Source organism: Enterobacter cloacae complex sp. IR5458 (assembly GCF_049238025.1).
Lineage (GTDB): Bacteria > Pseudomonadota > Gammaproteobacteria > Enterobacterales > Enterobacteriaceae > Enterobacter > Enterobacter kobei.
Genome location: NZ_JBMKIF010000049.1, coordinates 1 through 19,873, shown reverse-complemented (window position 1 = coordinate 19,873; position 19,873 = coordinate 1). Strand labels below are relative to the sequence as shown.

The 19,873-nt window shown below is 54.9% G+C and carries 20 protein-coding genes and 1 pseudogene; 8 read left to right on the top strand and 13 right to left on the bottom strand.

What is annotated here, in order from left to right; all coding sequences use genetic code 11:
• The 3 genes from ACOTYN_RS23825 to ppiC form a co-directional block, all read left to right on the top strand.
• The coding region (locus ACOTYN_RS23825) for an MFS transporter (protein ID WP_421634778.1) at nt 1-498 on the top strand (498 nt) is incomplete at its 5' end.
• Between the two features lie 11 nt (nt 499-509).
• Nucleotides 510-2,003, top strand: coding sequence for an alpha-N-arabinofuranosidase (locus ACOTYN_RS23820; protein WP_332958705.1), 1,494 nt, complete (start codon nt 510-512; stop codon nt 2,001-2,003).
• Between the two features lie 57 nt (nt 2,004-2,060).
• Nucleotides 2,061-2,342 carry a peptidylprolyl isomerase PpiC gene (gene ppiC, locus ACOTYN_RS23815; protein ID WP_004886861.1) on the top strand — a complete coding sequence of 94 codons (282 nt, stop codon included), beginning with the start codon at nt 2,061-2,063 and terminating at the stop codon, nt 2,340-2,342.
• 76 nt (nt 2,343-2,418) lie between these two features.
• On the opposite strand, the gene ilvC is transcribed toward ppiC, so the two are convergent.
• Nucleotides 2,419-3,894 carry a ketol-acid reductoisomerase gene (gene ilvC / locus ACOTYN_RS23810; RefSeq protein WP_020323220.1) on the bottom strand — a complete coding sequence of 492 codons (1,476 nt, stop codon included), beginning with the start codon at nt 3,892-3,894 and terminating at the stop codon, nt 2,419-2,421.
• Between the two features lie 275 nt (nt 3,895-4,169).
• On the opposite strand from ilvC, the gene ilvY reads away from it, so the two are divergent.
• The 4 genes from ilvY (at nt 4,170) to fabV (ending at nt 8,239) form a co-directional block, all read left to right on the top strand.
• Entirely contained in the window at nt 4,170-5,072 is a 903-nt protein-coding gene (ilvY, locus tag ACOTYN_RS23805; protein ID WP_009654922.1) for an HTH-type transcriptional activator IlvY, read from the top strand.
• Nucleotides 5,073-5,192: 120 nt separating this feature from the next.
• Nucleotides 5,193-6,197, top strand: coding sequence for a dihydroxyacetone kinase subunit DhaK (locus tag ACOTYN_RS23800; protein ID WP_009654925.1), 1,005 nt, complete (start codon nt 5,193-5,195; stop codon nt 6,195-6,197).
• 1 nt (nt 6,198) lies between these two features.
• Nucleotides 6,199-6,828 carry a dihydroxyacetone kinase subunit DhaL gene (gene dhaL, locus ACOTYN_RS23795; RefSeq protein ID WP_009654921.1) on the top strand — a complete coding sequence of 210 codons (630 nt, stop codon included), beginning with the start codon at nt 6,199-6,201 and terminating at the stop codon, nt 6,826-6,828.
• 217 nt (nt 6,829-7,045) lie between these two features.
• A complete protein-coding gene (gene fabV, locus ACOTYN_RS23790) occupies nt 7,046-8,239 on the top strand; it encodes an enoyl-ACP reductase FabV (RefSeq protein ID WP_032449369.1) in 1,194 nt (397 codons plus the stop codon).
• Between the two features lie 133 nt (nt 8,240-8,372).
• On the opposite strand, the gene ACOTYN_RS23785 is transcribed toward fabV, so the two are convergent.
• From ACOTYN_RS23785 to ACOTYN_RS23740, 10 genes and pseudogenes are all read right to left on the bottom strand, one after another.
• Entirely contained in the window at nt 8,373-8,639 is a 267-nt protein-coding gene (locus ACOTYN_RS23785) for an HPr family phosphocarrier protein (protein WP_009654924.1), read from the bottom strand.
• 15 nt (nt 8,640-8,654) lie between these two features.
• The gene (locus tag ACOTYN_RS23780) at nt 8,655-9,296 is read right to left on the bottom strand and encodes a DAK2 domain-containing protein (protein ID WP_421634777.1); all 642 of its coding nucleotides are present in this window, start codon (nt 9,294-9,296) and stop codon (nt 8,655-8,657) included.
• Between the two features lie 9 nt (nt 9,297-9,305).
• The gene (locus tag ACOTYN_RS23775) at nt 9,306-10,319 is read right to left on the bottom strand and encodes a dihydroxyacetone kinase subunit DhaK (RefSeq protein ID WP_009654928.1); all 1,014 of its coding nucleotides are present in this window, start codon (nt 10,317-10,319) and stop codon (nt 9,306-9,308) included.
• A gap of 45 nt (nt 10,320-10,364) precedes the next feature.
• Entirely contained in the window at nt 10,365-11,027 is a 663-nt protein-coding gene (locus tag ACOTYN_RS23770; protein WP_009654927.1) for a class II aldolase/adducin family protein, read from the bottom strand.
• Nucleotides 11,028-11,129: 102 nt separating this feature from the next.
• Nucleotides 11,130-13,193, bottom strand: a complete 2,064-nt coding sequence (locus ACOTYN_RS23765) for a BglG family transcription antiterminator (RefSeq protein WP_020323221.1) — start codon at nt 13,191-13,193, stop codon at nt 11,130-11,132.
• A 68-nt stretch (nt 13,194-13,261) separates the two neighbouring features.
• Entirely contained in the window at nt 13,262-14,665 is a 1,404-nt protein-coding gene (locus tag ACOTYN_RS23760; protein WP_020323222.1) for a PTS galactitol transporter subunit IIC, read from the bottom strand.
• A gap of 45 nt (nt 14,666-14,710) precedes the next feature.
• The gene (locus ACOTYN_RS23755) at nt 14,711-14,989 is read right to left on the bottom strand and encodes a PTS sugar transporter subunit IIB (protein ID WP_020323230.1); all 279 of its coding nucleotides are present in this window, start codon (nt 14,987-14,989) and stop codon (nt 14,711-14,713) included.
• Nucleotide 14,990: 1 nt separating this feature from the next.
• The gene (locus ACOTYN_RS23750) at nt 14,991-15,500 is read right to left on the bottom strand and encodes a PTS sugar transporter subunit IIA (RefSeq protein ID WP_223226985.1); all 510 of its coding nucleotides are present in this window, start codon (nt 15,498-15,500) and stop codon (nt 14,991-14,993) included.
• A 252-nt stretch (nt 15,501-15,752) separates the two neighbouring features.
• Nucleotides 15,753-17,297: a threonine ammonia-lyase, biosynthetic gene (gene ilvA, locus ACOTYN_RS23745; RefSeq protein WP_020323225.1), complete on the bottom strand. Its 1,545-nt coding sequence runs from the start codon at nt 17,295-17,297 to the stop codon at nt 15,753-15,755.
• Nucleotides 17,298-17,302: 5 nt separating this feature from the next.
• Nucleotides 17,303-18,214, bottom strand: a pseudogene (locus tag ACOTYN_RS23740) (dihydroxy-acid dehydratase); the annotation flags it as partial.
• Nucleotides 18,215-18,270: 56 nt separating this feature from the next.
• Between ACOTYN_RS23740 and ACOTYN_RS23735 the strand changes: the two are divergent.
• Nucleotides 18,271-18,968 (top strand): IS1 family transposase gene (locus tag ACOTYN_RS23735; RefSeq protein ID WP_223571425.1). Its coding sequence is split into 2 segments (ribosomal slippage): nt 18,271-18,520 and nt 18,520-18,968, totalling 699 coding nucleotides; the frame shifts between segments, so codons are not numbered across the junction.
• A 143-nt stretch (nt 18,969-19,111) separates the two neighbouring features.
• Here the strand turns inward: ACOTYN_RS23735 and dqlB are convergent.
• Together dqlB and ACOTYN_RS23725 are read right to left on the bottom strand one after the other, a co-directional pair.
• The gene (dqlB, locus tag ACOTYN_RS23730; RefSeq protein ID WP_024562317.1) at nt 19,112-19,207 is read right to left on the bottom strand and encodes a DinQ-like type I toxin DqlB; all 96 of its coding nucleotides are present in this window, start codon (nt 19,205-19,207) and stop codon (nt 19,112-19,114) included.
• 485 nt (nt 19,208-19,692) lie between these two features.
• On the bottom strand, nt 19,693-19,873 hold a 181-nt coding region (locus ACOTYN_RS23725; protein ID WP_421634776.1), incomplete at its 5' end, for a hypothetical protein.

Here is a 19,873-nt window from a genome sequence, read left to right as displayed (position 1 = left end):
TCAGTAAGTTGGCAGCATCACCAGGTGAAACTATATATTTACGTTGGTTTTATTACCGCAGCCATCTCCATCCTGATTTACTTTATCGACCCACGAAACATAGAGACTATTTTCGCCCTCAACACCCTGCGCGGCTATATTGGCGCGATTACGGTGCCGATATTCTGGTCCTTTATTGGCGATGCCGACGACTTTGGCGCATGGAAGTTCAAGCGTCGCATGTCCGGCGTCTATGCATCCGGCAACCTGTTCGCCCTGAAGGTGAGTCTGGCGATTGCCGGCACGATTACCGCCACCATCCTGTCCTTAACACACTATGTTCCGGATGCGCCTCAGCAAACGCCAGAGACACTGAACGCCATTATGCTGCTGATCACCGTCATTCCCGCAGCGGGCAGCATCATCACATCACTGCTGTTCCTGTTCTTTTACAAGCTGGACACCCGGATGATGAACGAAATTCAGACCGATTTAAAAGCTAACCACTACCCCGCTTAAGGAGGAACGTTATGTCGAAGCTCCACTTCGCCATTACCCCGGATAATCGCATCGCCGAGATTAACCCCCGGCTGTTTGGCTCTTTCGTTGAGCATCTGGGCCGTGCGGTTTATACCGGTATTTACGAACCCGGCCACCCGGAAGCCGATGCGCAAGGGTTCCGCCAGGACGTGATTAACCTGGTGAAAGAGATGAACGTCACCACCGTGCGCTATCCCGGCGGCAACTATGTCTCCGGCTTCAACTGGCGCGATGGCATTGGCCCCAAAGAAGAGCGTCCGGTGCGCCTGGACTACGCGTGGATCAGCAAAGAGAGCAACCAGTTTGGCATCAGCGAGTTTAACCACTGGTGCCAACAAACCCACGTCGAGCCGATGATCGCCATCAATCTGGGGACCGGCACGCCGCAGGAAGCGGGATACTTTATTGAATATTGTAACCACCCTGGCGGCACCACGCTCAGCGATCTGCGCGTGCAGCACGGCGACGCCGAACCCTATAACTTTAAACTCTGGTGCCTCGGTAACGAGATGGACGGCCCGTGGCAAACCGGGCAAATGAGCGCCGACGACTACGCCAAAAAGGCGCGCGAGACGGCCAAAATTCTGCGCTGCGTTGACCCGGAGGTTGAGCTCATTGCGTGCGGGAGTTCAAGCTCGATGATGGATACCTTCCCCACCTGGGATCGGGTTGTACTCGAGGAACTTTACGACTACGTCGATTACATCTCCTGCCACCAGTATTATGAAAACGAAGGCACTGAAAGCGACTTCCTGGCCTCCTTCGTCAATATGGACAACTTTATCGAGACCATCGTCAGCACCGCCAACTATGTGAAAGCGTACAAGCGCGGTAAGAAGGACATTATGATCTCCTTCGATGAATGGAACGTCTGGTATCTGCGCGGCGACCCCTGGGATGCGCCGATGAAGCATAAAGAGAATCGCTTTAAGGTTGCGCCGCCTTTGCTGGAAGACCGTTACTCTTTTCTCGACGCGCTGGTCGTTGGCGGTCTTCTCTGCTCCCTCATTAACCACTGCGATCGGGTTAAAATGGCCAGCCTCGCGCAGTTAGTGAACGTCATTGCCCCCATCTTTACCGAAGCGGGCGGCGGGGTGATTCGTCAGACCATCTTCTGGCCCTTTGCGATGGTGGCTAACGTGGCGAAAGGCAGCGCGTTGCGCCACTTCATTCCTGCGGGCACCTTCAGCAGCAAATACGGTGACGCACGGCGCATCCAGTCTGCCGTGGTGCACAATGCCGCAGCGGGTAAACTCTATTTATTCGCGCTGAACAGCGATTTTCACGACAGCTTCACGCTGGATCCGGATCTGTCGGCGTTTGGCCAGACGCGTCTTGCAGAACATCAGATCCTTCGCTGTGACGATCTCTACGCGAAAAATACCTTTGATCGTCCGGATCGCGTTGCGCCGGAGACGCTCACGGCCTCCGACCTCGCCCTGCCGCCGCTGTCGTGGAACCGCATCACCTTCGACATCCTGTAACGGCTTTTACATGCTAATATTGCGCCCTGATTTATCACTTAACCCAGGGCGCAAACCATGGCAAAAACAGCAGCAGCACTGCATATCCTTGTAAAAGAAGAGAAACTGGCATTGGATCTTCTGGAGCAGATTAAAAACGGCGCCGACTTCGGCAAGCTGGCGAAGAAGCACTCCATCTGCCCGTCGGGCAAACGCGGCGGCGACTTAGGTGAATTCCGCCAGGGCCAGATGGTGCCGGCGTTCGACAAAGTGGTCTTCTCCTGCCCGGTGCTGGAGCCAACCGGCCCGCTGCACACTCAGTTCGGTTACCACATCATCAAAGTGCTGTACCGGAAATAAACAGCAAGGCCTTCTCAAAGAGAAGGCCTTTAATGTTTGCTCCCTCTCCCTGTGGGAGAGGGTTGGGGTGAGGGCATCAGCCCGCGACTGCAATACGTTTCATATCAGTCATGTAGCCACGCAGTTTCTGGCCCACTTTCTCGATAGCATGGCTGCGAATGGCGTCGTTTACATCACGCAGCTGCGCGTTGTCTACCGCGCCTTCGGCAATCGCTTTGCCCAGGTCGCCGGTCTGCAGGGTGGTCATGAACTCTTTCAGCAGCGGTACGCAAGCGTAAGAGAACAGGTAGTTACCGTATTCTGCGGTATCGGAGATAACCACGTTCATTTCGTACAGACGCTTACGGGCAATGGTGTTGGCGATCAGCGGCAGTTCGTGCAGTGATTCGTAGTAAGCGGATTCTTCGATGATGCCGGAATCGACCATGGTTTCGAACGCCAGCTCAACGCCCGCTTTCACCATCGCGATCATCAGCACGCCTTTATCGAAGTACTCCTGCTCGCCGATTTTGCCTTCATACTGCGGAGCGGTTTCGAACGCGGTTTTGCCGGTCTCTTCACGCCAGGTCAGCAGTTTCTTATCGTCGTTAGCCCAGTCAGCCATCATGCCGGAGGAGAATTCGCCGGAGATGATGTCATCCATGTGTTTCTGGAACAGCGGCGCCATGATCTCTTTCAGCTGCTCGGACAGCGCGTAAGCACGCAGTTTCGCCGGGTTAGACAGACGGTCCATCATCAGGGTGATGCCGCCCTGCTTCAGCGCTTCGGTGATGGTTTCCCAGCCGAACTGAATCAGTTTTTCCGCATAAGCCGGGTCGGTGCCTTCTGCCACCAGCTTGTCGAAGCACAGCAGAGAACCGGCCTGCAGCATACCGCACAGGATAGTCTGCTCGCCCATCAGGTCAGATTTCACTTCCGCAACGAAAGAAGATTCCAGTACGCCCGCACGGTGACCGCCGGTGGCCGCAGCCCAGGCTTTAGCAATCGCCATACCTTCGCCTTTCGGATCGTTTTCCGGGTGAACGGCGATCAGGGTCGGAACACCGAAACCACGTTTGTACTCTTCACGCACTTCGGTACCCGGGCATTTCGGCGCTACCATCACCACGGTGATGTCTTTACGGATCTGCTCGCCCACTTCAACGATGTTGAAGCCGTGAGAGTAGCCCAGCGCCGCGCCATCTTTCATCAGCGGCTGTACAGAACGCACCACGTCGGAGTGCTGTTTGTCTGGCGTCAGGTTAACCACCAGGTCCGCCTGCGGGATCAGCTCTTCGTAGGTGCCTACTTTGAAGCCGTTTTCGGTCGCTTTACGCCAGGAAGCACGCTTTTCAGCGATTGCTTCTTTACGCAGGGCATAGGAGATATCCAGACCGGAGTCACGCATGTTCAGGCCCTGGTTCAGACCCTGAGCGCCACAGCCGACGATGACCACTTTTTTACCCTGCAGGTAGCTCGCGCCGTCGGCGAATTCGTCGCGGCCCATAAAACGGCATTTACCCAGCTGCGCCAGCTGCTGGCGCAGATTCAGTGTATTAAAGTAGTTAGCCATGATGGTGTACTCCGTGATGTTGTGTGTCGTTACTCTATGGATTTCAAGTTGTAGGAAGGCGGCAAGGCAGCGAATCCCCAGGAGCTTACTCAAATAAGTGACTGGGGTGAGCTGACGCAGCCAACGCATCTGCAACTTGAAAGACGACGAGTATATTGTTCGGTTCGCTTTTGCGAGAATGTACCCACATTACAACAGGAAATTCATTGCGGAAATTGATATATTCACAACATTACGTTGCAATTTCTGCAATATAAATCCGTGAGGTGAAATCGGTGGATTTACGCGATCTGAAAACCTTCCTGCATCTGGCGGAAAGCCGCCACTTTGGCCGCAGCGCGCGGGCGATGCACGTCAGCCCCTCCACGCTTTCCCGGCAGATTCAGCGGCTGGAAGAAGATCTCGGCCAGCCGCTGTTTGTGCGCGATAACCGCACGGTCACGCTGACCGAAGCCGGTGAAGAGCTGCGAGTGTTTGCCCAACAGACGCTTTTGCAATATCAGCAGTTGCGCCATACCCTCGATCAGCAGGGGCCGTCCCTTTCCGGCGAACTCCATATCTTCTGTTCAGTGACCGCGGCGTACAGTCATCTGCCGCCGATCCTCGACCGCTTCCGCGCCGAACATCCCTCGGTGGAAATTAAGCTCACCACCGGCGACGCCGCCGACGCCATGGACAAAGTGGTCACCGGCGAGGCCGATCTGGCGATTGCCGGTAAGCCGGAAACGCTGCCCGGCGCGGTCGCCTTTTCGATGCTGGAAAATCTGGCGGTGGTGCTGATCGCCCCGGCGCTGCCCTGCCCGGTGCGCAATCAGGTTTCGGTTGATAAGCCCGACTGGTCGACGGTGCCGTTTATCATGGCCGATCAGGGGCCGGTACGCCGCCGCATTGAGCTGTGGTTCCGTCGTCACAAAATCAGTAATCCATCTATTTACGCGACGGTAGGCGGCCATGAGGCGATGGTCTCAATGGTGGCGCTGGGCTGCGGCGTGGCGCTTATTCCCGAAATCGTGCTGGAAAACAGCCCGGAACCGGTGCGCAACCGCGTGATGATTTTAGAACGCAGCGATGAGAAGACCCCGTTCGAACTGGGGGTCTGCGTGCAGAAAAAACGGCTGCATGAGCCGTTGGTGGATGCGTTCTGGAAGATTGTGCTCGAGCGTAAAATGACCGAATAGCATGGCCCCAGTCATGCCCCAGGTTTGGGAGATTAATTGGTATCAAAGGTGCCAGGTCTAAACGGGCTGTGCAGGTAAAATCGTCACTAAAGAAACAGGACCTTACGAGAGGGAGTGACGATGCAGAAACCCAAAAAGCTGTTCAACAACACCGATAATATCCGCAGCGAAATCATGGAAGGGCTGGTGTACGCCGGGCGCGGAAGGATCCACGCCCTCCCGGAGTACTGCGCGGTTTATCGCACGATGACGCAAACCGGCCAGACCGTTATCGTCAGCGGCGGCGGCAGCGGCCATGAGCCGACGTTTGCCGGGTTCGTCGGTGAAGGTGGCATCGATGCCTGCGCGCTGGGTGAAGTTTTCACCTCGCCTTCTCCCGATCAGATTATCGAAGCCAGCCGGGCCGTTCATCAGGGCAACGGCATTCTGTTCCTCTATGGGAATTACTCCGGCGACGGCATGAACTTTGATATCGCCGCCGAAATACTGGCGGAAGAAGGCATTGAGTGCCGCACCGTGCGCGCCACGGATGATATTGCCTCTGCGCCGCCGGAGAAAATGTCCGATCGCCGCGGCGTCGGTGGGCTGGCGTTCTTGTATAAACTCGCCGGTGCGGCGGCACAGTTTGAACGCTACACTCTGCCCGCGCTGGAGGCTCTGGCGCAAAAGGCCAATCACAATACGCGTACCATCGGCGTGGCGCTCAGCGGCTGCGCACTACCGCAGTCCGACGCCTTTAACTTCACGCTGGCAGACAACGAAATTGAGCTGGGAATTGGTATTCATGGTGAACCGGGGCTATGCCGCATGCCCATGCCGCATAGCGACGAGCTGGTCGAGATGATGATCGCCCGCCTGTGCGATGACCTGCCGTTTGGCCACGGCGATAACGTCTGCGTCAGCGTCAATAACCTGGGTGCGCTGAGCAACACTGAGCTCATGGTCATCACCCGTAAGGTCGGCATGGCGCTGGCAGAACGCGGCATTCACACTCACGACGTGCAGGTCGGCCACTTTTGCACCTCGCTGGAGATGTCCGGATTTTCGTTAAGCCTGCTGCGGCTGGACGATGAAATGCAACGTCTGTATGACCATCCCATCAATACCCTCGGCTGGAGAAAATAAGATGAACACCACGCAATTCACCGCCTGTCTACAGCACGTTGCCCAGGGCATGATCGCCAGCGAACCGCGCCTGACCGCACTCGACCAGGTCATTGGCGATGGCGATCACGGTATTGGCATTAAGCGCGGCTTTACCGCTTTGCAGACGCTACTTTCCGCGCCTGAATTTTCTCCCGCCGATATCGGTGACTGCCTGCTGCAAAGCGGCACGCGGCTGATGACCAGCATGGGCGGCGCTTCCGGCGCGATCTTCGGCACCCTGTTCCGCGCGGGCGGCAAAGGGCTGGCTGGACGCCGCGAGCTGGATGCCGCGACGCTGGCTGAATGGCTGGAGACAGGTATGCAGGCTATCCACCAGCGCGGCGGCGCAGAGCCGGGCGATAAAACAATGATGGATGCACTCGCCGCAGCGGCAGCGCGCGCACGCTCAGACGCGACCCTGCCATTATCCGAAGCGCTGGCAAACTGCGCGCAGGCGGCGATGGCCGGTGCGGAAGGGACATCCACGATGGTGGCCCGCTTCGGGCGCGCGAAAAACCTCGGCGAGCGGGCCATCGGCCACTGCGACCCCGGCGCGGTATCGATGGCGCTGATTCTGCAATTTATGGCCGAATTCCCCCATACCCGCTAACCCACCTGCCCGTTTAAAAAGGGTTCATGTCCGTACATGGGCCCTTTTGCGTTATAGCGAAAATCAGACGTAATTCATCATTGCAGCCGCTTTTCTGTATAATGCCCCGTGCCATAATAGATGTGGGGGGCTTGTTAACCCTGATGTTAAACAAGCCAGAACAGACGGTGTCATTGCGCACTTGACAGCGAAAATACAAACTTAATTAGCCATCATTATGATAATCAAACCAAAAATTCGTGGATTCATCTGTACAACGACCCATCCGACTGGCTGTAAAGTCAACGTGGAAAAACAGATCGAATATGTGAAGAAAAACGGGAAAATCGCTAACGGCCCTTCCCGCGTGCTGGTGATCGGTGCTTCCACCGGTTACGGCCTGGCTTCCAGAATTTCCGCCGCGTTTGGTAGCGGTGCCGCCACTATCGGCGTATTTTTCGAAAAACCGGGCACGGAAACCAAACCGGGTTCCGCGGGCTGGTATAACTCTGCCGCCTTCGATGAGGCCGCAAAACGCGAAGGTCTGTATTCCAAAAGCATCAACGGCGACGCGTTCTCCGATGAATGCCGCGACGCAGTCATCAAACTGATCAAAGAAGACCTGGGTCAGATTGATTTAGTGGTTTACTCACTGGCCTCTCCAGTGCGTAAAATGCCGAAAACCGGTGAAATCGTTCGTTCTGCGCTGAAGCCAATCGGCGAGGTTTATACCTCTAAAGCGATTGATACCAACAAAGATCAGATCATCACCGCCAGCATTGAGCCGGCCACCGAAGAAGAAGTTAAGAACACCGTTACCGTCATGGGCGGCGAAGACTGGGAACTGTGGATGGGCGCGCTGAGCGAAGCAGGCGTGCTGGCCGAAGGCGTGAAAACCGTGGCCTACTCCTACATCGGTACCGACCTGACCTGGCCAATCTACTGGCACGGCGCGCTGGGCAAAGCGAAAGAAGACCTCGACCGCGCGGCAGGTGAACTGCGTAACCAGCTGGCTCCGCTGCACGGCTCCGCGAACGTTGCCGTACTGAAATCCGTTATCACCCAGGCCTCTTCTGCTATTCCGGTGATGCCGCTGTACATCTCCATGGTCTTCAAGCTGATGAAAGAACAGGGGATTCACGAAGGTTGTATCGAGCAGATCAACCGTCTGATGACCACCAGCCTGTACGGCGATAAAGTGGCGCTTGATGACAATCAGCGTATCCGTATGGATGACTGGGAACTGCGTGACGATATTCAGCAGGCGTGCCGTGACCTGTGGCCGCTGATCACCACCGAAAACCTGACGCAAGAAACCGACTATGCAGGATACAAGCAGGAATTCCTGAACCTGTTCGGTTTTGCTCTCGACGGTGTGGATTACGATGCGGACGTGAACCCTGAAGTTGAATTCGACGTCATCACGCTGTAATGCGTTGAAGCCGGGTGTCGGTTACGCCTTACCCGGCCAACGAGATTTGTCGTCCCGATAAGCGTAGCGTCATCGGGCAAAGGGTTCGTGCGAAAGCATGAACCCTTTTTTATTCCGCCTGATAATGCGTGGGCTAATCGAAGCCAAAGCCTTCCGCGAACAGCACCTTCAACTTTTCCATTGCCTCCTGCTCATCGCTACCGCTACAGATGATCTCAAGCGATCCTCGGCCTTTGATCCCTGCCCCCAGAATGCTCATGATGCTTTTCCCTTTGATAACCTTGCCGTCATAGATCATCTCGATCCGCGATTGATACTGCGCGCAGGCTTTGGCCAAAACCCCCGCCGGACGGGCATGAATGCCGTGCTGATTGCTGATTTTCACCACTTCTTTCAACATAATTGCGTTCCTTACTTACCGCCCGTCGCTCGGGCAAATAGCCTGCACGAAGTTAAAATAGCCCTGGATCAACAGTTGCGCGACCATGGCGCCAGGATCGACAAACGTGCGCGAGCGCTCGCCATGAATAGCTGCACGCCCGTGCTTCGCCACCATGGTGGTTGTCTGCTGCACGCCCTGTTGTGCTTGCAGTAGCGCAGTCCTCGCCGCGGTCAGCGGTTCCTCTCCGGCAAGCAGCGCCGCCAGCACGGGGGCCATGCCATCGAGGAAGGTTTTTTCGCCCGGCTGCGCTTTCCCGCGCTGCTGCACGCCGTCATACCAGGCCTGGAACAACACGCCGGCTTCCGTTAGCCCCAGCGTTTCCCGGCCTTTAAACGCCTTACCCGCCTGCATCAGCCCGGAAGCCATCAGCGTCCCCATGGTCGACGGCACCGCCGAGGCCATCGCCTTGCCCGCCATGTAGAAGAATCGCCCCAGGTCACGTTCTTCGCTCTGCTGCGCGTAGCGCGCCGCCGCCGCGAAACCGTCGCTCATCGTCAGCCCCAGATCCCCGTCGCCAACCACGCTATCCAGCTCGGTCAGGACCGATTTGTTGGCCTCCATGATGCGCGCCCACTCGGTAAAAAGCGGTCGCAGACTCTGCGTATCTAGCGTCATCCCCCCTCCTTAAGCCGGAAACTGGCGGAACATCGGGGTATCGGCCCCGGCGTTGAGCAGCGTTTTCAGCTCTTCATCCACCGGCATCAGGCTAATGGACATACCGGTCATCTCCATTGCCGTCGCAAATTCGCCAATCCAGACGCGGAAAACGCGCATCTGGCTCTCGGCCAGAATCTGATGTACATGGCGATACATCAGGTACAACTCTTCCAGCGGCGTGGCGCCAAGCCCATTGATCAACACGGCAACTTCATCGCCCTGCTGGCAAGGTGAGTCCGCCAGCAGCCAGGACATCATCTCTTCGGCAATCTGTTCGGCGCTGAGCTGCGGACCCCGGCGAATACCGCTTTCGCCGTGAATCCCCATGCCAATCTCCATTTCGTTGTCGCCAATATGGAAACCCGGTTTACCGATTCGCGGCACGATACACGGCGACAGCGCGACGCCAAGCGTGCGCACGCGGTCTCCTGCTTTCTGCGCAATGCGCTGGACGGTTTCAAGGTCATCCATTCTGGCCGCGGATGCCCCGGCGCATTTGTAGACAAAGAAGATCCCCGCGACCCCACGACGGGTAGTGGCTTCTGTACCGTCCGGCACCGCACCTGCCGAATCATCAGCCGCCACTACCGTCGCGGTTCGGATATCACTCTCCATGTCGGCCATTTCCGCCGCCATATCAAAATTGAAAATATCGCCGTTATAGTTACCGTACAGGTACAGCACGCCCGCGCCGCTATCGACCGCCTGCGTGACGGCGAGAATCTGCTCCGGCGAGGGTGACTGAAACACATCGCCAATGGCGCAGCCGTCCAGCATGCCCTGACCGACGTAGCCGAGGAATAGCGGCAGATGCCCGGAACCGCCACCGGTGACGATCCCCACTTTGCCGGGCACCGGCCGCGCCGTGGCAAGACAGTGAAGATCCTCATTAACACAGCGGAATTTATCGGGATGCGCCAGATAGATACCTTCCAGCATCTCCGGGATAAAGTTCTCCGCCTGATTCAGAAATTTTTTCATGCGCTCTCTCCATGAATATTCCGCCCTGAACGGGCGGGCGCTCAGTTAGCGGGAAAATTTAATCTGCGACGGATAGGCCCAGCGTTGCAGCTCTTCCGGGGCGAAGGATTCAGGCTCCTTACCGCCGTTAATCACCAGCGCGTGGTAGTAAATCTGCGCCATCTCTTCAAGGTAGGCAGACTTCAGCACCGCTTCATACGGGTCCTTGTCTACGCCGATAGCTCCATGCTTTTCCATCAGAATGGCATCAGCGCGTTTGATAGGTTCGATAACGCTGTTCGACAACGCAGGCGTGCCGGGGCGGCCATAGGGCGCAACCGGAATGACGCCATCCTTCAGATTGAGGATCGCGCATTCGTACACCACCGCCGGGATCGGTTTATTCAGTACGGCAAACGACGTCGCATACAGCGAATGGGTGTGGGAAATCGCAAACACATCCGGGCGCGCCTTATAAATCTCGATATGCATCAGACATTCGCTGGTCGGACGCAAACCCGCTTCGCTTTCAATCACATTGGCTTCAACGTCCATTACCACGATATCGCGCGGCGTTAAATGCATTTTGTCGATGGTCGTGGGGGTTACCAGAATAAGTCCCGTCTCTTTATCTCGTACGCTGGAATTACCCGCTTTATGTTTACACAGTCCCCATTGCTGAGCGGTTCTGGCCATTTCGACAACGTGTTTTTTCTGAATTTCTAACATAATATTTATCCTGTATACGGTTATAGGGGCGAGCGATGTCGCGACAATGGTTGCCGGGAAATAACGTTGCAGTTTTTAGCTGCAACGGCGTTTAATGACTTATTACAGGTGATGGACGAATTCTTTTATCAATGCATATTCATCCTGGGCGCGGCGAATAACATTACCGCCATCATAAAATTCGAGAAATTCATTTAATTGCGCGAGCGCCTTGAGATGTTTCTGTGGATTATTAGTTGCCAGGACGATAATAATATCGGCCTGCATATAACCCGCGAAATCAATCTTAGAAGGCAGGCGTAATAACGCCATCCCCGTATCCAGTGCGCCATCATCGACGCCTGCGTGGGCGATAATCACGCCATCGGCCAGCATGATATAGGGCTGCTCGTCAGCGATTTTATTCAGCATAATTTGCAGATAGCGGGGTTCAATCACGCCGCTTTCCAACAGTGACGCAGCGGCCTGAGTAATGGCCTGCTGCCAGTCGCCGGGACACGAAGTGACAAACTGAACGTGTTCGCGCCGCAGCAAGTCGGTCAGCGACGGCGCTTGTGGTTCAATGTTGCCCACCGCGCTCGCGGCGCTTTTTTCATCGTAGATATAGCTGGCCAGCGCGCGCTGCAATCCTTTGTGATCGATAATGTTGCCGAAGCGTTCGAAGATAAGCAGCAGTTGCTCTATCTGAATAATGTTCGGGTCCACGCCCTGTAGCGCGCTGATAACATGATTGCGGAATGCGCTCTTATGGATGCTGCTGATGGACGGATTCACCACAAACACCATCTTGCTGGTATTCAGGTGTGTGGTCGAGAAGACCACATCGTAGTGCCCGGTATAGCGCTCAAACTCGCGGCGCGACATCACCTCGGTAAAGTGCAGTTCCGGGAATAGCACCTGCAGCGTCAGAAACAGATAAGTCGAAATCGTAGCGCTATTCTCACACACGACCACCGCCGTTTTCTGCAGCTTAATCTGATGGATAACCCCTTCGCGAGTCAGCCAGCCGCCAAAAAGCACCGTCAAAAATGCCATCTCTTCATCGGGAATTTCACAGTGCAATACCGTTTCGAACGGCACCGCCGCCCGGCGAACCATCTCGTGCAGGTGGCTGAACTCTTTCACCACCAGATCGTAAACGCTGCTGGTGTTGGTCAGATGGTAGCGAATACGGTAATAGGCCGGTTTCCAGTGTTGATAGATCTTTTCAATCAGCTCATTTTTTTCTTTGATGGTGACGCAGCTTATTTTTTCGAAGTTATCGACCACCGCGACCACGCTTTCGAGCAGAAGCGTATCAAGGTGGAAATATTTATCGGCAATGCTTTGAATATTTGAACTTTGGATCAGTGCCGTCAGGAAAACCAGTTCATTCTCGCTACTGATATTGATTTTACTGATAACGCTCTGCATCAATGTATATTCTCTGCTGCCAATAATGTCAGCGTAGCTGCTCGGGATATTGACCAGACTTTTTCCTGAATCAATACGGTGCAGGACAAAGCAGATAAAATAAATAAGCTCCTGAAGCTGGCGGTCGGTAAACTGAATTTTAAAACGTTTTTCAATTTCGCTGAAAACATTGCCCACCTTTTCCAGATAGTCGCTCATCACATTGTTGTATTGAGCAATAATATTTTTGGCGACCGGGATTTCCAGCACTCGGCGCAGGCAGTTTAGCAACAGGTAGCGTTTTTCCAGCTCCTCACCCAGAATATGATAGCCATTACCCCTGTCATAGCTTATCTCCAGCCCGTGCTCGATAACCTCGGTGCGCACCTTTTTCAGGTCGTTGATAATCGTATTCTGGCTGACGCCCAGCGAAGAGGAGAGATGCAGCAATGAAAGCCGCTCGCTGCGGGTCAACAGCATAAAGATAATCATCTGTCCGCGTTCATCTTCCGAGTAGAGATAGCGATGCTCGGTTTCAGCGGTCTGATTCTGACGAAAATGCTCAATCACATGGCGCGGGATATGCAGTTTCCCGGTTTTCAGGCGGTTGATCCGGTCGAAGTGGTTCGATTCCAGATAATCATTCACCTTTTTCAGCGTATAGCTCAGCTGTTTGCGCGTCAGGCAAAACTGCTCCTCAAGCTTCGTCCCCGTGATGCCGGGATCGTTCACAATGGCATCCAGCACTGCAACCACGCGTTTATCCATAGCCATGTCGACTCTCCTGCAATCAAAAGTCTGGCGGCGGCGCCTGCCGCCAGACATGAACATGAAACCCAGAATTAAGCCTGCTGAGCTTTCTCCTGCTGCTCGGCTTCCAGCTGCGCCAGATTGCTTTCACGACGCAGTTCGCGGGAGTAGAAGAAGTAGCCGCAGCCCCACCACAGCGCAAACACCAGCGGGATAAAGTTGCCTTCCAGGAATTTGAACAGGAAGGAGAAGGCATAGGTAAAGACCGGAGCATCAATGGAGCTATTGGAAATCAGCTGGCCGGCGGGAATGGTAATTGCCTTCGTCGCCTGGCCCAGTTCGGTAATCATTGGCGCAAACTGCGTACCCACGAACAGGAAGAACGGCACCCCGATAATGCTAAGGATCACCATGCGCAGGGTGTTGCCACGCGTCACCAGGTAGGCAGGAACAATCAGGGAAATATTAATAATACCGGCGAAGGGTAAAATCTTATTGCCCGGCAGAATCAGCGCCCAGATGAGCGTGAACGGAATCGCAACGATGATGGCAAACCAGATTTCGCTGGCGCCGCCCATAAATGGCCAATCGATGCCGACGAACAGCTTACGCCCGGAGAATTTCTTGTTCATGTAGTCGCTGATGGCTTCCGAAATAGGCGACAGCGCCTGCATAAAGAGTTTGGAAATCATCGGGAACAGCACCAGCGCCGTTGCGGCCTGAACGCCCAGCATCAGCGTTTTCGCCACACTGTAGCCCGCGATAATGCCGAACAGGATCCCGAGAATAAAACCGATGATATGGTTTTCCGCAAAAACGCCAACTTTTGCGCGCAGCGCGGTGGCATCCATCGGCTTATTGCACACCGGAATTTTGCGCAGCAGCAGATCGAACGGGTAATAAATTGCGCCAAAGAACACCATGCGGTGGGTACAGGTGACGCCGGGGATTCCAGTCAGTTTCTCAATGCGATGCTGGTGAATGTCGCCAGCGTTCAGCTCAACGATAATCTGCAAAGCTGCAATCAGGAACGCCAGCACCAGGCTCCAGACCGGGCCAAACAATGGGGTGGTGACGCTCACTACGATAAACGCGGTAAAGATTTTCCCCCACACGTTCCAGAGGTCGGCGTTGAAGGTATTGGTCTTGTTTAGCATCAACATCACAATGTTTACGCCAACCTGAAGCGGGAACATGGCGAATGCGTAAGGCCAAGCCCAGGAGATATTCGCCATCGTCGTCCAACCGCCGTCGACGATACTCAGTTCAAGGCCGGTGCGGTTCATCATGGTCTGCGCGGCAACCCCGATGGCATCAACCATAAAGCCAATCAGCATGCTCATCCCAACGAAGGCGACGCCTAGCGTGATGGCCGCCGAAGCCGCATCGCGGAATTTCATCCGCACCACCAGCCCGGCTAATAACATGATAAAAGGCACAAAAACCGGCGCGCCTAAATTCAGAATATAATTTATGACTACACCAAGAAAGTCCATAGCACTTCTCCACTAAAATAATTATAAGGATTAAAGAGCTACGCCTTATTTACAGGCATCAATGACCTTTTGTAATTCCTGTTCCATACCCATACCGGTCAGAAATGCGATACCGTTAATCACGGGGATAGGATATTGCTTATCAACTTTAGTAATTGCGATATACGCAGCACTATCCTTAATATGGCTATCGAGAGATTTAAGGTCGATTACTTCAACTTTAATGTGCGACTGGTTACGTTCATTCAATAAGCGAGTCACTTTACTGGCAACTGTTTGTGAGGTCGCAACGCCGCTTCCACAGGCAACAATGACTTTTTTCATTTTATAAATCCTTATCCAATTGCAGTCTTGATGTGAGGGTACAGAGAAAGGTATCTACATCGTCTATCTCGCGTAGGGTCTGGACGACCTGTTCATCAGCAAGGCAGTCCATCAGGTTTTGCAGCGCTGTCAGGTGGCTGCTGTGGTCAATAAAACCAAGAAGAACAATAAATTGAACGTAGAGCGTATTGTCGTCATTCCCCATTTCCTGCCAGGCGAGAGGTTGTGACAGTCGCGTAACAGAGATAAAGGGACGAATGACGTGCTGGGGGTCGGTATGCGGCAGCGCGATAGCCACCGGCAGCGTGGGTAACCCGGTTGGATAGGCTTTTTCTCTGGCAAGAATGGCATCGAGGAAAGAATCCCGAACGTAGCCTTTCTCTTTCAGCAGTAAAAATATCGAAGAAAAAAAGTCCGTGGAATTATTATAATGCTTATCGAGGAACGTAAGCTGAGGCGTTAAATATTTACTTCCTTGCGCATTTTCATTCGGGGTATCAACTATATCCATTCTCATCCGAATATCCTCTCTAACCGCTAAGAATTAACTACCGACAATGTTAATTCAGGAGTTACGGTTGAGCGAGAAGTATTGCCCCCAAAAGATGACCAGAACCTGGCGCAACGCGGTGAGCGTTTTATTATGAATTGCATCACATTTTTATTGTAAGAACAGGCTAACGGGAAAAAATAGAGGGAAGCAGAGACGGGAAAATGAAATAACGAGGGATAACCGCGATGGTTATCCCCCGAGAAACGGTGCTTAGCCTGCCAGGAAGAAACGAAACGCCGGGTTATTGGTCTCGTCGTGGCACTCATAGCCCAGTTCGTTGAGCCGGGTTTCGAAGTCCGGTTCGTTATCGCCCAGCTCAAACGCCGCCAGTACACGGCCATAGTCGGTGCCGTGGCTACGATAATGGAACAGGGAAATATTCCAGTGCGTGCCCAGGGTGTAGAGGAACTTCAGCAGCGCACCCGGCGATTCCGGGAACTCGAAGCTGAACAAACGTTCCTGTAACGGCTTCGACGGACGACCACCGACCATATAGCGCACGTGCAGCTTAGCCATTTCGTCGTCGGAGAGGTCGACGACGCTATAGCCGCCATCGTTGAGCAGATTAAGGATTTCCTTACGCTCTTCGAAGCCGCGACTCAGACGCACGCCCACAAAAATGCAGGCGTTTTTCGCGTCGGCGAAGCGGTAGTTAAACTCGGTGACCGAACGCCCGCCCAGCAGTTGGCAAAACTTCAGGAAGCTGCCCTTCTCTTCCGGGATCGTCACCGCCAGCAACGCTTCACGCTGTTCCCCTAGCTCGCAGCGTTCGGAAACGTAGCGCAGGCCGTGGAAATTGACGTTAGCGCCAGAGAGAATATGCGCCAGACGCTCACCGCGTATGTTGTGCTGAGCGATGTATTTTTTCATCCCCGCCAGCGCCAGCGCCCCGGAAGGTTCCGCTACCGCGCGCACATCTTCAAACAGGTCTTTCATCGCCGCACAGATCGCATCGCTATCGACGGTAATAATGTCGTCGAGATATTCCTGGCACAGACGGAAGGTTTCGTCACCGATACGTTTTACCGCCACGCCTTCAGCAAAGAGACCCACGCGCGGCAGATCCACCGGATGACCGGCATCCAGCGCCGCCTTCAGGCAGGCGGAGTCTTCGGCTTCGACGGCAATCACTTTGATCTGCGGCATCAGCTGTTTGATCAGCACCGCCACGCCCGCCGCCAGACCGCCACCGCCCACCGGCACAAACACGCGGTCGAGGTGTGCGTCCTGCTGGAGCAACTCCAGGGCCAGCGTACCTTGTCCGGCGATCACCATCGGGTGATCGAAAGGCGGAACCCAGGTAAAGCCCTGCTGCTGCGCCAGTTCAATCGCTTTGGCTTTGGCTTCATCAAAGTTAGCGCCGTGCAACAGCACTTCGCCGCCAAAGCCGCGAACAGCATCAACTTTGATATCGGCAGTCGCCACCGGCATGACAATCAGCGACTTCAGGCCCAGACGCGCAGAGGAGAACGCCACGCCCTGAGCATGGTTGCCCGCAGAAGCGGTGATGACCCCACGCGCTTTCTGTTCAGGCGTTAAGCCCGCCATCATCGCGTACGCGCCGCGCAGCTTAAAGCTGTGCACTGGCTGACGGTCTTCGCGCTTGACCAGAATGAAGTTGTCGAGGCGCGAAGAGAGCTTGTCCATTTTTTGCAGCGGCGTTACCTGTACCGCTTCATAGACCGGTGCGCGCAGCACCGCTCTGAGATACTCGGCACCTTCAGGGGTGCCGGATAGGGGCTGTGATTCCGCCATGGTGATTAACCCCCCAGTTTCGATTTATCGCGCACCGCACCTTTGTCGGCGCTGGTTGCCAGGCTGGCATAGGCGCGAAGGGCAAAGGAGACCTGACGTTCACGGTTTTTCGGCGTCCACGCCTGGTCGCCGCGAGCTTCCTGCGCTTCACGACGAGCGGCGATTTCCGCTTCGCTCAGTTGCAGCTGAATGCCACGGTTCGGAATGTCGATAGCAATCATGTCGCCATCTTCGATGATCGCGATATTACCGCCGCTGGCCGCTTCCGGAGAAACGTGGCCGATAGAGAGACCGGAGGTACCGCCGGAGAAACGACCATCGGTGATCAGCGCACAGGCTTTACCAAGCCCCATTGATTTCAGGAAGGTGGTTGGGTAGAGCATTTCCTGCATGCCCGGCCCGCCTTTCGGCCCTTCGTAGCGAATGACCACCACGTCGCCTTCGACCACTTTACCGCCGAGGATAGCTTCAACCGCCTCGTCCTGGCTTTCGTAGACTTTTGCCGGGCCGGTGAATTTGAGGATACTGTCATCCACGCCCGCGGTTTTCACGATGCAGCCGTTTTCCGCGAAGTTGCCGTACAGCACGGCCAGACCGCCATCTTTGCTGTAGGCGTGCTCCAGCGAGCGGATGCAGCCTTCGGCGCGATCGTCATCCAGGGTATCCCAACGGCAGTCCTGCGAGAACGCCTGGGTGGTACGAATACCCGCCGGGCCGGCGCGGAACATTTTTTTGACCGCTTCGTCCTGGGTTACGGTGATGTCGTACTGCTCCAACGTCTGCGGCAGGGTCAGGCCGAGCACGTTTTTGACTTCGCGGTTCAGCAGGCCGGCACGGTCCAGCTCGCCGAGAATGCCCAGCACGCCGCCCGCACGGTGCACGTCTTCCATATGGTATTTCTGGGTACTTGGCGCCACTGGTGATGCTGCCAACTTACTGATTTAGTGTATGATGGTGTTTTTGAGGTGCTCCAGTGGCTTCCATTTCCATCAGATGTCCTTCCTGCTCCGCTACTGAAGGCGTGGTGCGTAACGGCAAAAGCACTGCCGGACATCAGCGCTATCTCTGCTCTCACTGCCGTAAAACATGGCAACTGCAGTTCACTTACACCGCTTCTCAACCCGGTACGCACCAGAAAATCATTGATATGGCCATGAATGGCGTTGGATGCCGGGCAACTGCCCGCATTATGGGCGTTGGCCTCAACACGGTTTTACGTCACTTAAAAAACTCAGGCCGCAGTCGGTAACCTCGCGCATACAACCGGGCAGTGATGTGATTGTCTGCGCGGAAATGGACGAACAGTGGGGCTATGTCGGGGCTAAATCGCGCCAGCGCTGGCTGTTTTACGCGTATGACAGGCTCCGGAAGACGGTTGTTGCGCACGTATTCGGTGAACGCACTATGGCGACGCTGGGGCGTCTTATGAGCCTGCTGTCACCCTTTGACGTGGTGATATGGATGACGGATGGCTGGCCGCTGTATGAATCCCGCCTGAAGGGAAAGCTGCACGTAATCAGCAAGCGATATACGCAGCGAATTGAGCGGCATAACCTGAATCTGAGGCAGCACCTGGCACGGCTGGGACGGAAGTCGCTGTCGTTCTCAAAATCGGTGGAGCTGCATGATAAAGTCATCGGGCATTATCTGAACATAAAACACTATCAATAAGTTGGAGTCATTACCGACTCGATAAAGGAAATAATGCAATGGGGCGGGAAGTGGCCGGACCTGCCAGCGTCAGAAGATACGCCATTTTAGATGTTAAAAGGCGGGGGGTGGTCCCCCCGCCTTTAGCTACGTTTCCGCGTTCATCAATCGACAAATTCGCGGATCAGTTCCAGGATTGCAATCACAGCGTTTGACACCGCGACTACCGCCCGCAGAACGACGATTAACACGTTAATCATCCGTTTGCTCCATACAGAGCCGGAACGTCGCTGATTGCCCTTACATTGCCTGTCACAGCGACTACCCAACGTCAATTGTTTGGTCGTTCCCGCTCCAGCCTGGGCATTGAAACAGCACCACCTGTTTTTCAACCAGGACTTTAATCCGTTCATGCCGCATAAGCGGGGAGCTGGAGCGAGGACGTCAACAGATTGACCCGCGCAGTATACCCTATTCCGCGCCGTTTGCATTTACGCTACCCATGACGTAATATTTCGTTGTCAATTGTTTGGTCGTTCCCGCCTCAGTCTGGGGCAAAACATTAAAGCCCGATCTCACCAGTCGGGTTTTTTTGTGCCTGTCGTTTACCTTTCCGCGCTGGGCGTCGCCCTCCGGGCCGCTACGTTGTGCTGCGCATCGAGCCAGCCTTGCTGTCTCGCCCCTTCGGGCTTCCATCGCTGACGCATCAAAAATACTGAATACCTGTTTTTCCTGCCTTCTGTTGCTAACTCACTGAAATAACGTAAAACCCGAAATGGGCGCCCGCCAGCTGCAGCTGCTTCTCAGCTGCTGCCGTCTGCGTGTGTCGTTCAGCAAATTTGATCGTATCGGCCAGCGTCGCCAGCGGCGCTGTAAGCCCGTTTACAGCCCATCCGGGCGCGTCAGCTGCGCTGACCCACCACGGA